10 protein-coding genes are annotated in these 12,415 nt (G+C 67.1%); 5 read left to right on the top strand and 5 right to left on the bottom strand.

Going from position 1 to position 12,415, the window contains the following annotated elements; genetic code table 11:
- The 5 genes from OOB33_RS17875 to OOB33_RS17855 all read right to left on the bottom strand — a co-directional run bounded on the left by OOB33_RS17875 (position 1) and on the right by OOB33_RS17855 (position 3,320).
- Complete coding sequence (locus tag OOB33_RS17875) at positions 1 to 549, bottom strand: chromate transporter (protein WP_271009657.1); 549 nt, start codon at positions 547 to 549, stop codon at positions 1 to 3.
- 7 nt (positions 550 to 556) lie between these two features.
- Positions 557 to 1,153, bottom strand: coding sequence for a chromate transporter (locus OOB33_RS17870; protein ID WP_271009656.1), 597 nt, complete (start codon positions 1,151 to 1,153; stop codon positions 557 to 559).
- A complete protein-coding gene (locus OOB33_RS17865; protein WP_271009655.1) occupies positions 1,150 to 2,157 on the bottom strand; it encodes a D-2-hydroxyacid dehydrogenase family protein in 1,008 nt (335 codons plus the stop codon). The genes OOB33_RS17870 and OOB33_RS17865 overlap by 4 nt, the downstream gene beginning before the upstream one ends.
- A gap of 64 nt (positions 2,158 to 2,221) precedes the next feature.
- Positions 2,222 to 2,566 carry a hypothetical protein gene (locus OOB33_RS17860; RefSeq protein WP_171829150.1) on the bottom strand — a complete coding sequence of 115 codons (345 nt, stop codon included), beginning with the start codon at positions 2,564 to 2,566 and terminating at the stop codon, positions 2,222 to 2,224.
- Between the two features lie 46 nt (positions 2,567 to 2,612).
- The gene (locus OOB33_RS17855; RefSeq protein ID WP_271009654.1) at positions 2,613 to 3,320 is read right to left on the bottom strand and encodes a hypothetical protein; all 708 of its coding nucleotides are present in this window, start codon (positions 3,318 to 3,320) and stop codon (positions 2,613 to 2,615) included.
- A gap of 362 nt (positions 3,321 to 3,682) precedes the next feature.
- Between OOB33_RS17855 and OOB33_RS17850 the strand changes: the two genes are divergently transcribed.
- From OOB33_RS17850 to OOB33_RS17830, 5 genes are all read left to right on the top strand, one after another.
- Positions 3,683 to 5,563 (top strand): O-linked N-acetylglucosamine transferase, SPINDLY family protein, encoded by a 1,881-nt coding sequence (locus tag OOB33_RS17850; protein WP_171829152.1) that lies wholly within the window; start codon positions 3,683 to 3,685, stop codon positions 5,561 to 5,563.
- A gap of 21 nt (positions 5,564 to 5,584) precedes the next feature.
- A complete protein-coding gene (locus OOB33_RS17845) occupies positions 5,585 to 7,945 on the top strand; it encodes a type I secretion system permease/ATPase (RefSeq protein ID WP_102766932.1) in 2,361 nt (786 codons plus the stop codon).
- Positions 7,946 to 8,029: 84 nt separating this feature from the next.
- On the top strand, positions 8,030 to 9,229 hold the full coding sequence (locus tag OOB33_RS17840; RefSeq protein ID WP_271009653.1) for an HlyD family efflux transporter periplasmic adaptor subunit: 1,200 nt from the start codon (positions 8,030 to 8,032) through the stop codon (positions 9,227 to 9,229).
- Between the two features lie 127 nt (positions 9,230 to 9,356).
- Positions 9,357 to 10,847: a TolC family protein gene (locus OOB33_RS17835; RefSeq protein ID WP_271009652.1), complete on the top strand. Its 1,491-nt coding sequence runs from the start codon at positions 9,357 to 9,359 to the stop codon at positions 10,845 to 10,847.
- A gap of 37 nt (positions 10,848 to 10,884) precedes the next feature.
- The gene (locus OOB33_RS17830) at positions 10,885 to 12,279 is read left to right on the top strand and encodes a glycosyltransferase domain-containing protein (protein WP_271009651.1); all 1,395 of its coding nucleotides are present in this window, start codon (positions 10,885 to 10,887) and stop codon (positions 12,277 to 12,279) included.
- Positions 12,280 to 12,415: the final 136 nt, after the last annotated feature.

Genomic DNA, 12,415 nt, shown 5'->3' with positions numbered 1-12,415 from the left:
TCAGACGAGGTCCAGCGCCCCCAAGACCCCGCCGCCCAGCACCATCCAGACCAGGCTGAGCCGGGTCTGGAGCGTCAGCAGCACCGTGCCCGCGATCAGGGCCAGGGTGGCGAGCCGGTGTTCGGGCAGGCGCAGATAAGGCTCGGCCAGCAGCCAGCCCGTGGCCAGCATCAGGCCCAGGGTCAGCGGCGCCATGCCGGCCGAGAAGGCGCGCACGCCCAGGCTGTCCTTGTTGCGCCGCGCCCAGCGCGTGGCGGCCAGCACCAGGGTGGTGGAGGGCAGCATGATGCCGGCCATGGCGGCGAAGGCGCCGCTCAGGCCGGCCACATTCCAGCCCAGCACGGCCACGAACAGGATGTTGGGCCCGGGTGCGGCCTGGGCCAGGGCGATCGAGGAGGTGAACTCCGTGTCGCTGAGCCAGTGGCGTTCGCCGACGAGAAAGCGGTGCATCTCGGGTGCCGTGCTGATGGCGCCGCCGATGGACAGCAGGGACAGGGTCAGAAAATGCAGGAAGAGGTCGAGCAGGTCGACATGGGCGCTGGCCAGCATCTTGGTGTCAGCCTTCCGTGTGCTCGCCGACCGTCAGGCCGCGCCAGGCTGCTGCCATGCCTAGGCCACCCAGCAGCAACACCAACCAGGGCAGGGGCAGGCGCAGCCAGACCACGGCCAGCAGCGTGGCCAGGGCCAGCAGGGCTGCGATGGCCCGGCCCATGGGGTTGCTGCGGACCGCCGGCAGCAGCTTGAGGCCGGTGGCCAGGATCAAGCCGGCCGAGACCGCACCCATGCCGCGCAGGGCATTGCCCACCACCGGATGCTGGGACACGCTGCCGTAGAGCGCCGCCATGCTCAGCACCAGGACCGAGGGCAGCACGAACATGCCCGCCAAGGCCGCGAACGCGCCACGCAGGCCGAAGTAACGGTCGCCGATCATCAGCGAGATGTTCACCACATTGGGCCCGGGCAAGACCTGGGCGATGGCCAGAGTCTCGACGAACTCCTCGCGAGTCATCCAGCCCAGGCGCTCGACCAACTCGCGCTGCGCCACCGCCAGCACGCCGCCAAAGCCCTGCAGGGCCAGGCGGTTGAAGGCCAGGTACAGGGCCCAGAGCGAAGCCGGGCGCTGCGGCGCGCGTGCCGCTTCGGTGGCGCTCATCGCAGCACTTTCAGCGCTTCCGGGTTGACGATGTTCGTCGGCTCGCTCTTGATGAAGTTCAGGATGTTGTCGAACGCAGCGTTGAAATACAGCTCGTAGCTGTCCTGCTCGACATAGCCGATGTGCGGTGTGCAGACGGCGTTCTCCAGGCGCAGCAGGGGGTGGCCTTGCAGGATGGGCTCGCTCTCAAAGACATCGATGGCGGCCATGCCGGGGCGGCCGCGGTTGAGGGCCGAGACCAGGGCGCCATCGGTCAGCAGCTCGGCCCGCGAGGTGTTGACCAGCAGGGCGGTCGGCTTCATGCGGGCCAGGTCTTCGGGGGTGATCATGCCGCGGGTGGCCTCGCACAGGCGCAGATGCAGGCTCAGCACATCGCTGCTGGCAAAAAACGCTTCGCGGCTCTCAGCCGCAATGAGCCCATCGCTCTGCGCCCGCAGGCGCGAGCCTTCGCTGCCCCAGACCTGCACCTGCATGCCAAAGGCGCGGCCATAGCCAGCCAGGATCTGGCCGATCTTGCCGTAGCCCCAGATGCCCAGGGTCTTGCCGCGCAAAACCATGCCGACGCCGAAATTGGGCGGCATGGACGCGGCCTTGAGCCCGGCCTGTTGCCAGGCGCCATGCTTGAGGTTGCCGATGTACTGGGGCAGGCGCCGCATCGAGGCCATGATCAAGGCCCAGGTCAGCTCGGCCGGCGCCACCGGCGAGCCCACACCTTCAGCCACTGCAATGCCCAGCCGGGTGCAGGCTTCGATGTCGATGTGGTTGCCGACGCGCCCGGTCTGGGCAATCAGCTTGAGCTTGGGCAGCTTCTCCAGCAGCTGGCGCGGGAATTGGGTGCGCTCGCGGATCAGCACCAGCACCTCGGCGTCACGCAGCCGTATCGACAACTGGCCGATGCCTTTCACCGTGTTGGTGAAGACCTTGGCATTGAGGTGCTCCAGCTTGGCCGCGCAGTGCAGCTTGCGCACCGCGTCCTGATAGTCGTCGAGGATGATGATGTTCATGCGTGAGGCCTATTTTGCACCGAGCCGCACGACTCCCCGGGGCATGGTGGAACCGGGCAAGGCCTCAGAGGCTGGGGCGTTCCGGGTAGGCCTCTTGCAAGGCTGCGTGCAGGGCTTCCTTCAGGCGGTCGCTGTGCATCAGGCCAGACTCGCCTGCGCGTTCCAGCGCAGCCAGCAGGCTGCCCCGAATCAGCCACAGCTCGATCGGCTCGCTGGCCTGGCGAACCAGGGTTTGCAGATGTTCGCCGCTGACGCCGCGCAGCTCGGCTGCGGCCCGCATGAAGCACAGCTTGAGTGCCACAAAGCTGCGGCGGGCCGCGATGCGGCCGCGGCGCTCATCCGTTTGGGCCGTGCAGGCAAAGGCCCAAGGTGGAGGGAAGTGGGGGATGTCACGCAAGGTCAGTTCCATGGCGTTGCTCGGCCTCTCGCCAGCCTTTTCGTCTTCTTGGCATGAATCAATGCGCGGTGCAGGGTTCGGACAGAGTGGCCACGAAGGTGTCGGCGCTCAGTGCCTGCGCGGATTGGGCCTTGGAGTCCTTCTGGGCGCTGCGGGCCTGACGCATGCGCGCCAGCGTTTCCGCATGGGCTTGCGCTTGCAGCTTGGCCTGCACGCGAGCCTGGGTCTGTGCCAGCAGGCGTTGCTGCTCGGCATTCAGGGGCTGCGAGCTGCCGCCCTGGAACAAGGCGTCCAGGCGTTGCAGGCGCTGCTCGGCCTCGTGTTGCGAGAACTGGCGGGCCACTTCGGTGTACAGCCAGGTGCGCAAGTGCCAGAGGTCGCGCAGGCTGCGGGCGCGGCGGATGCTGCGCTGCAACTCACGCACGCTGTCGACCTGCGGGGGCGTGCCAGGCTCGGCGCCGCTGGCGGCCGGTGGGCTGTACAGCCCGGCCATGCAGGCCTGGAACTCGGCGCGTGCGCTGGCAAGATTTTGGCTGGCGGCCGGGGAGGGGGGCTGGCTGGCGCCCCAGGGGTCGCTGTCGCCCGGGATCCAGCGCAAGAGGCTTTGCCAGATGGAATCATTGCCGCTCAGCGAGATGCGGCTGCTGGCCGCGCCGCTGCGGGTCGGCGGCAGGGTGCTCTGGCGGCTGGCGATGCTGTTGTGTTGTCCGCGCGAGGGCGATGCTGCGCGGCTCCTGGCCCAACGAGTCAGAAATGCGTTCCACATTTTTTTGCTCTAGTTTGGCGGCCTCACTCATGGCCGCTCGCTCCCCCTCCAACAGGGTTCAACCCATTTTCGGCAGCGGGCGAGTGCGGCTGAAGCGAGAAAAGGCCCGGCTTTGCCCAGCATTCCCGCTGCGATCGGGCCGCAGGGCCCAGACCGCGAGGGGCGTGCTCCATGCGGGGAACAGGCCAGGCTTTCCCGCCCTAATCGAGCGGCCCGGTCGGGGCCGTCGCTCCTAACATCAGGTCGTGCGTCAATCCGCCCCGGGCCACTGCGGTGCCGGGCGGACCTGAGTCGCCGTTTTCCTCGTTCCTTGTCGTCACGTCGCCCAACTCTCAGCCGCCTTGCCCGCGGTCTGCACAGCCATGGATCTGTCCACCCCGCCGACCCAAACGCCGAATACCGCCATCCCCGAGGTGGAGCAACTGCTGGCCCGCGCCCGCAGCGGCCAGATGGGCTTGCCCGAGCTGATGGACCGCAGCAGCCATCTACAGCAGGCCGGCATGCTGGAAGCGGCGGCCTTGCTCTACCAGGTCTGGGTGGAGACCACCCCGTCGCCGCTGGCCCATGTGGCCTGCTACAACTGGGGCACGCTGCTGGGAGCGATGAACCGCCATGCCGAAGCCGAGCAGGTCTACCGCAAGGCCTTGGCCTTCAACGAGAACTTTGTCCAGGCCCGCCTCAATTTGGGCCATCAGCTGGAGCAGCTCGGTCGCCAGGAGGAGGCGCTGGAGCAATGGCGCCTGGTCTACGACGATCTGCGCGTGCAGGCCAAGGGACGCGATGGCGAGGAACTGCTGCTCCACGCCCTGAACAACGGCGCCCGCCTGCTGGAAAACCTCAAGCGCTACGACGAATCGCAGGCACTGATGGTGCGCAGCCTGGAGATCAACCCGCGCCAGGGCAGTGTGCTGCAGCACTATGTGCACATCCGCCAGAAGCAATGCGCCTGGCCGGTGTACCAGCCGGTCGGTGAGGTGACGCTGAACCAGCTGCTGGTCGGCACCTCGCTGCTGGCCATGCTGAGCGCCAGCGACGACCCGGCGCTGCAGCTGATGGTGGCGCAGCGCTTTGTCCATGAAAAGGTGATCGATTACAAGGACCGCCCCCTGCACGAGCTGGCCGCAGCCCAGCGCCCGCGTGACGGGCGCATCCGCATCGGCTACCTGTCGGGCGATCTGTGCATGCATGCCGTCGGCCTGATGACGGCCGAGCTCTACGAGCTGCACGACCGCAGCCGTTTCGAGGTCTTCGGCTTTTGCTGGAGCCGTGACGACGGCACGCCGCTGCGCGAGCGCATCGTCAAGTCCTTCGACCACCATGTGCGCCTGCACGGCATGGACGACCTGACGGCGGCGCGCACGATTGCCGCTGCGGGCATCGATGTGCTGATCGACCTGCAAGGCCTGACCAACGGCGCACGGCCCAATATCCTGGCCTACCGACCCGCGCCCATTCAGGCCTGCTGGATGGGGCTGCCGGCGACCTCGGCCCTGCCGGGGGTGGACTGGATGATTGCCGACCGCTTCGTCATGCCCACTGAGTACCTGCCCTACTGCACCGAGAAGCCCATCTACCTGGACCGCTGCTACCAGATCAGCGACCGCAAGCGCCTGGTCGGCCCCGAGCCCACCCGCGCCCAGTACCAACTGCCGGAAGACGCTTTTGTCTTCTGCTCCTTCAACAACAACCACAAGTTCAGCGAAGAGATGTTCCACGCCTGGATGCGTGTGCTCAAGCAGGTGGAGGGCAGCGTGCTCTGGCTGCTGGCCGACAACCCCTGGTCGCATGCCAATATGCTCAAGGTGGCGGCCTCGCACGGCATTGCGCCCGAGCGCCTGATCTTTGCGCCGCGTGTAGCGCCGCCGGAGTACGTGGCGCGCTTTGCCTTGGCCGATCTGGTGCTGGACACCTTCCCCTACAACGCCGGCACCACGGCCAGCGACTGCTTGTGGGTCGGCACGCCCATCCTGACCCGCTCGGGCCGCACCTACATCTCGCGCATGGCCGGCAGCCTGCTGACCCATGTCGGCCTGCCCGATCTGGTGACCCATTCGCTGGAAGAGTACGAGCAGCGAGCGGTGCAGATCGGCCAGAACCCGGCCCGCGCCCGCTCCTACAAGCGCTTCTTGCGCGAACAAGGGCGCGAGTCCACACTGTTCGACATTCCGGGCCTGGTGCGCGATCTTGAAAACAAGCTCGAAACCATGGCGGTGGCGCAGCGCCAGAAGCAGAAAAAGGCCTGAAGGCGTGGCTGAAGGACGACAGTGACTCAGCGACACGATTCATTCTTCGACGGCGGCCGTCCGGCCGCGCAGCCCGGGATCTACCTGGCTGTGGATCGCAGCGCGCCTGCCGAAGAAGCCAACGGGCCCGACGACAGCTGGCAGGACCAGGCGGCGTCCGACATCGGCAACCCCTTGCTCCATGCCCTGGTCTGGATGACCCAGCACCATGGCCGGGCCCGCTCGGCCGAATCGCTGTGCGCCGGGCTGACCGGCGGTGGCCCGCTGAGCCCCGATCAAGCCCTGCGCGTGATGCGCGAAGCCGGCTACAGCGCCGGCCTGGTGCGCAAGAAGATCGAGGATGTGAACCCGCTGTTGCTGCCGGCGGTGATGTTGCTCAATGGCGGCGATGCCTGTGTGTTGGTGCGGCGCCTGGATCCGGCCCAACCGGGTGGGGACTACCAGTTCGAGGTGGTATTCCCGGGCGCCGATGCCAATGTCTGCACGGCTTCGGCTTCGGAACTGGAGGCCGAGTACAGCGGCTTCCTGATGCTGCTGACCCTGCCCGAAACCTCACAGGCGCAGAACCGCGGCGAGCCGCTGCTGCGCACCGATGGCAGCCACTGGCTCTGGGGCACGCTCAAGCGTTTCATTCCCTACTACCGCGCCGCCATGGTGGCAGCCCTGCTCAGCAATGTGCTGATGTTGGTCACCGGCCTGGTGACCACGGTGATCTACGACAAGGTCATTCCCAACCAATCATTCGTGACGCTGTGGACTCTGGCCATCGGCGCGGGATTGGCCGTGGTGTTTGACCTCAGCGCGCGGCAGTTGCGCGCTCATCTGATCGACATCGCCGGGCGCAAGGCCGACCTCATCATCGGCTCCAAGCTCTTCCGCCAGACCCTGGGTGTGCGCATGGAGCACCGCCCGGCCTCGGCTGGCTCTTATGCCAGCACCATCGGCCAGATCGAGGTGGTGCGCGACTTCTTCGCCTCGGCCAGCGTCACGGTGGTGACCGATCTGCCCTTCATCGTGCTCTTCGTGGCCATGTGTTTTGTGGTCGGTGGGCCGCTGGGCTGGGTGATCGTGCTGGCCATCCCTTTGGTGCTGGGCCTGACGTTTGCCATCAAGAACCAGATGCGCAAGGCCGTGCGCACGCACATGAATGAATCGGCCGACCTGCAGGGCACGCTGGTCGAGGCCATCGAAGGCCTGGAAGATCTCAAGACCGCTGGCGCTGAAGGCCGTTTCCTGCAGCGCTACGAGGTCAGCACGGCGATTGCCGCCGAAGCCTCCATGCGCAGCCGCGGCCTGCACAGCCTGAGCAGCAATATCGCCATGAGCATGCAGCAGGTGATCACCCTGGTCATGCTGGTCTGGGGCGTCTACTTGATTGAAGACGGCATCATCAGCGCCGGTGCGTTGATGGGCGCCATCATGTTCGCGGGCCGCGCGATCGCGCCGCTGAACAGTGTGGTGGGGCTGGCGGCGCGGTATCAGAGCGCGCAAGCGGCCTTCATTGCGCTGAATCAGCTGATGTCACGCCCGACCGAGCGCGATGCCAGCCGCAACTATGTGCCGCTGTCGCGCGTCTCGGGCAGCCTGGGCATGCATGACGTGAGCTTCTCCTACCCGATGGAAGGCGAGGGCAATGCGCCGCGCGTGCTGCGCTCGGTCAGCCTGCGGCTCAAGGCCGGCGAGCGGGTGGCCGTGCTGGGCCGCATCGGCAGTGGCAAGTCCACGGTGCTGCGCATGCTGGCGGGCTTGTATCTGCCGTCCGAGGGCATGGTGGAGGTCGATGGCATCGACCTGCGCCAGATCGACCCGGCCGAGTTCCGTGCCCGGGTCGGCTTTGTGTCGCAGGACCCACGCCTGTTCCATGGCACGCTGCGGGACAACGTGCTGATGGGCCGTGCCCATGTGGATGCCTCACGTCTGGTGGAGGTGGCGCGCCTGACCGGCCTGGACCGTGTGGTGGCCGGCCACCCCATGGGCTGGGATCTGCCCGTGGGTGAAATGGGCAGCCTGCTCTCGGGCGGCCAGAGGCAGCTGGTGGCGCTTGCGCGCAGCCTGGTCACGAAACCGCAGATTCTCTTGATGGACGAGCCGACCAGCTCCATGGACGCTCAGTCCGAGGTCGCGTTCCTGCGCCAGCTGCGCGACGCCGCCGGCGAGTGCACCCTGGTGGTGGTGACGCACCGCCCGGCCGTGCTGGAGCTGGTCACGCGCATCATGGTCATGGATTCTGGCCGCCTGGTCATGGATGGCCCGCGTGACCAGGTGCTGGCCGCGCTCTCGGGCGTGCGTCCGGCCCAGCCGGCAGCGGCCGGCGCCGAGGCTGCCTCCAATCTGCACATGCACCCGGCCGCGCAGCCGGTGCAGCGCTCGGCCTCGGTCTGAGGCTGAGTGACGGTGTCTTTTTGAGTTTTTCATGACAAGCAGCTTCAGCGACAACAGCAACATCAAGGGCAGGGGATGGCTGCGATGAACACAGCCCGCGGCGACCAAGAGTTTTTGAGCAGCCTGGCGGCGGCTCATATCGATGAGCCCTTGCCGCGTGTCACCTGGGCGCTCTACCTGTTGCTGGCGGCGCTGGTGATTGCCATCATCTGGGCGGGCCTGACCCAGGTCGACCAGCTCAGCCGCAGCGACGGCGTCGTGGTGCCCGATGGGCGCGAGCAGGTGATCGCCAGCATGGAAATCGGCATCTTGCGTGAGCTCTTGGTGCGCGAGGGCGAGGAGGTGGAGGAAGGCCAGGTGCTGGCCAAGCTCGACCCGACCCGGGTGGAAGCACAACAGAGCGAAGGCAATGTCAAACGCCTGGCCTCCAAGGCCACGGTCGCCCGTCTGACCGCCGAAGCCAACAACCAGGCGCTGAGTTTTCCCGAGGAACTCAAGGCCGTGCCCGCCATCGTGGCGGCCGAGACCGGTGCGTATCAGGCCCGCCAGCGCCTGCTCAGCGAGGCGGTGGCCAGCCTGGAGCGCAGCATCGGCATGCTGGCGCGCGAGCTCAAGATCTCGCAGGACATGGCGGCCAAGGGCTTGATGTCGAATGTGGAGGTCATGCATCTCTCGCGCCAGATCAACGAGCTGCAGCAGCAGCGCAGCGAGCGCATCAGCCGCTTCCGCCAGGAGGCCAGCTCCGAGCTGGTCAAGCTGCAGAACGATCTCGCACTCCAGGACGAGCAAATGGTGGTGCGCGAAGACGCCATCAAACGCACCGTGCTGACTTCGCCCGTTCACGGCCTGGTCAAAAACATCCGGGCCAACACCTTGGGCGGCGTCATCACCACCGGCGCGCCCATCATGGAGATCGTGCCCCTGACCGACGAGGTATTGATCGAGACCCGCATCAAGCCGGCTGAGGTCGGCTATCTGCGCGTCGGCCAGAAGGCCAAGGTCAAGCTGCAGGGCTTTGACTACAACATCTACGGGGGCCTGGAGGGCCGGGTCGAGTACATCAGCCCCGATGCCCTGGGTGAGTCCGACAAGGCCGGAGGCTCGGGCCGCTACTACCGCGCGCTGGTGCGCTCCGAACGCAGCACCCTGCGCTACAAGGGTGAGGCGGTGCAGGTGATCCCGGGCATGAGCGCAACCGTCGAGATCAAGACCGGTGAACGTTCGGTGCTGAGCTTCCTGCTGCGCCCCATGCTCAAGGCGCGCGAGGCGATGAGCGAACGCTGAGCCGACGCTGACGCCGAGTGCGGCGCAAGTGCGCGTTCCAGGCTGCCCCAGGGAACCGTCGATTTGCGGCGTCATGCGAGCGCTGTTCCAGGCTTCGCGATGAGGCTGCTGTGATGAAGTAGCGGTCATGCTGACCGAACCTCTTCAGACCGCCTTGCGCCCTCCTGCTCGCCGAGCCTTGCACCGTCTCGTCCTGCCCTTGCTGGCCGGCCTGACGCTGGTCTTGGGCCCATCCGGCATGGTGGGAGCCGCACCGAACAGCAAGGCCGCGGGCAAAGCCCCGGCCAAGACGAGCAAAGCCGCGACGGCGCCCGCAGCGCCGGCCGCGGCTGAGAAACCTGCCAACCAAAGCCAGTGCGGCGAAGAAGACGCCCTGCCCAGCAGCAGTGGTCGCGACACCCGCATGGTGGACACCCAGTTCATCGACCCGCGCAGCCAGCTGCAGGAGTTGGTGGACCTGACCCTCAAGCGCAGCCAGGCGCTGGGCGCAGCCACCATGCTGGCCCAGGCTGCACGACTCGATTGGGAAGAGGCCCGTGCCGCGCGCATGCCGCAGGTCAATCTCTCGGGCAGCTTGGCCCATGTGGGTGTCAAGGCCGGCGATCTGCCGGTCAGCCACGGCAATCAGGGCCGTGCAAGCCTCACGGTCAGCGCTCCGCTCTACGACTTTGGCCGCAACAGCATGCTGGCCAACTGGCGCAACCAACTGGCCGAGTCGGCTCGCTTGGGTCTGGTCAATGCCGAGCAGCAGCTGGCCTTGCAGACCGTGTCATTGGCCATGGATCGCAGCCGCTACCAGCTGCAAGGTCAGGTCTATGCCCAGTACGTTCGCAAGATGGTCTGCCTGGTCGAGGCGCTGGACACCATCGTCAAGGCCGATCGCGGCCGTGCCAGCGAGCTGGTGCAGGCGGTCAAGAATCGCCAGCAGGCCGAGCTGGCTGTGCAGCAGACCCAATCGGCCCTGACGCAGACCGAGGCCCGCCTGCGCCGCCTGGTCGGCGACAACCTGCCACCGAGCGCCAGCTACTCGGCCCTGCTGACCCAGGTGCCGGATCTGGAAGAGATGCAGCGCGATGTGGTCAGCGCGCCCGATGTGGCCCAGCTCGATGCCCAGGCCAAGGCCCAGTCCAGCTACGCCGACTCGGTGGCGGCCAGCTTCAAACCCCAGATCAATGTCACCGGCACCGGCGCAGCCATCGCCGGCTTTGGCAAGGGCGCGGAATGGTCGGCGGGCCTCAGTGTCTCCATGCCCATTTACAACGCCACGGCCGAGCCGGCCATCAACTCGGCCCGCAAGCGCGCCGAGGCCGCCCGTCTGCAGCGCGAGGATGCCATCGAGGCGCGGCGTTACCGACTGATCGACATCCACGAATCGGCCGTGTCGTCCTTCGACCGTGCACGCCGCATCGTCGACATCCTGCGCAACAGCGACCGCCTGCGCGTGTCCACCCTCCAGCAGTGGCAGCAGCTGGGCCGCCGCTCGCTCTTCGATGTGATGGGCAGCGAGTCGGACTACTTCTCCTTGCGCGTGGCCCATGTCAACGCCTTGTTCGACGGCCAGCAGGCGGTGGCCATGATGTGGTCCATGGGCCGTGGCGTGATGACGCCGCTGCGCTGAACGGCCTTGCGCCTCACTGACTGACACAATCCCGCCCATGACGACGCCCCAAGCTCGACGCCCCCGCCTGGTCATCTACACCGTGCTCACCGGCTCCAAGGAGCCGCTGGGTGACCCGCTGGCCGAGTTGGAGCGTGCGCGCGATGACACCGATCTCGACATCGGCTTCGTCTGCTTCACCGACAACCGCGCGCTGCGCAGCCCGGTCTGGGAGTTCCGTTACCTCGACGACACGCCGCTGCCACCTGAGAAGCTCTCGCGTCGCCCCAAGGCCTTGCCGCATGAGTACCTGCCGGATTGGGAGTACAGCCTCTACGTCGACAACATCGTGCGCTTCAAGCGCATGCCACGGGCGGCCGATCTGCAGTGCGCCAGCCCCTACGCCTTTCGCACCTTCCGCCACACCACGCGCAGCAACCCGCGCCAGGAGGCCGAGGCCATCGTGCAGCTGGGTTATGAATCGGTCGATCGCTTGAGCGCCCAGCTGGATTTCTACGCCACCCGCATGCCGCTCAGCGACATCACGCCGCTGAGCACCTGCACCGTCATCCTGCGTCAGCACATGCACCCGGTGCTGGTGAAGTTCGGCGTCATCTGGTGGGAGCAGATCCTGAATTTCTGCAAGCGCGATCAGATGTCGTTTGATTTCGCCATCCATTGCGCCCAGGCCCAGATCGACTACCTGCCCGGGCTCAAGCATGACAACGACCTGATCCAGAACAGCGCCAACATCCAGCCCAACCGCGTGCATGCCAACTTCGACGCGGTGCGCTACGCCTGGATGCACCGCCAGGACCCGGCGGCGCGCGCCAATCCGCGCCAGCATTACCTGGACCATGGCCGCTTCGAGGGCCGCAGCTACAACGCACGCCTGGAGCTGTTCGAGTACCTCTGCTACCAGGCCGGTTCCAGCCTGGGTGCCCAGGTGGCACCGCGCCGCCAGGTGGCGGCCACGCTCAACGACTGGCTGACGCCCTGGCGGGGCAAGCCCGGGCGCTTGCTGCTGGTGAGCATCACCGGCGCCGAGCCCGCGGCCTTCGAGGCCGAGGAGCGCGCGCGGGCTGAGGCGGCGCTCTGCGCCTTTTTGCCCGGCTGCGTCGGCACCCGCATCGAGCTGCGGGCCGAGCAGCTGGCAGGCGGCGAGCTGGCCTTCCGCCCCGACGATGGCGGCTTTGACCTGATCGTGGTGCTGGGTGCCTCGGGCCGCCTGCTCAAGCCCTTGCTGAGCCTGGTGGCGGGAGCCTTCAAGCCGCAAGGGCAGATGCTGGTGCTGGCCTCGGAATCCGCGCCGCTGGCCGATGTGGCGGCGCTGGAGTCGGCCATTGCGCTCAAGACGGGCTCGCCTTGCCGCGCCCGGGTGCAGGGCAGCCGGCATGACAGCCTGGATGCCGGCCTGCCCAATAGCCTGCTCGGCTTCGAGTGGGGGCCGTGAGCCGGCCGCCCGGCGCCCGGGGCAGGGCTGCCGTGACGGAATGCCGTTTTTGAAAGGCCGGGCTTGTCCCGGCTTTTTGCTGCTTCGCACCGTGACGGCGCCGGGATACTGCGGGGATACCCCCTGGATTCGCACG

It is taken from the genome of Paucibacter sp. B51 (assembly GCF_027863535.1).
GTDB classification, from domain to species: domain Bacteria; phylum Pseudomonadota; class Gammaproteobacteria; order Burkholderiales; family Burkholderiaceae_C; genus Paucibacter_A; species Paucibacter_A aquatilis.
Note: the sequence above shows the minus strand (reverse complement) of the source record. Positions and strands in the feature narration are given on the sequence as shown.

Excerpts from the sequence above, each read along its gene's own strand:
- OOB33_RS17865 (WP_271009655.1), bottom strand. The coding sequence starts at position 2,157 with ATGAACATCATCATCCTCGACGACTATCAGGACGCGGTGCGCAAGCTG.
- OOB33_RS17855 (WP_271009654.1), bottom strand. The coding sequence starts at position 3,320 with ATGTGGAACGCATTTCTGACTCGTTGGGCCAGGAGCCGCGCAGCATCG.
- OOB33_RS17870 (WP_271009656.1), bottom strand. The coding sequence starts at position 1,153 with ATGAGCGCCACCGAAGCGGCACGCGCGCCGCAGCGCCCGGCTTCGCTC.
- OOB33_RS17875 (WP_271009657.1), bottom strand. The coding sequence starts at position 549 with ATGCTGGCCAGCGCCCATGTCGACCTGCTCGACCTCTTCCTGCATTTT.
- OOB33_RS17830 (WP_271009651.1), top strand. The coding sequence starts at position 10,885 with ATGACGACGCCCCAAGCTCGACGCCCCCGCCTGGTCATCTACACCGTG.
- OOB33_RS17835 (WP_271009652.1), top strand. The coding sequence starts at position 9,357 with ATGCTGACCGAACCTCTTCAGACCGCCTTGCGCCCTCCTGCTCGCCGA.
- OOB33_RS17850 (WP_171829152.1), top strand. The coding sequence starts at position 3,683 with ATGGATCTGTCCACCCCGCCGACCCAAACGCCGAATACCGCCATCCCC.
- OOB33_RS17860 (WP_171829150.1), bottom strand. The coding sequence starts at position 2,566 with ATGGAACTGACCTTGCGTGACATCCCCCACTTCCCTCCACCTTGGGCC.
- OOB33_RS17840 (WP_271009653.1), top strand. The coding sequence starts at position 8,030 with ATGAACACAGCCCGCGGCGACCAAGAGTTTTTGAGCAGCCTGGCGGCG.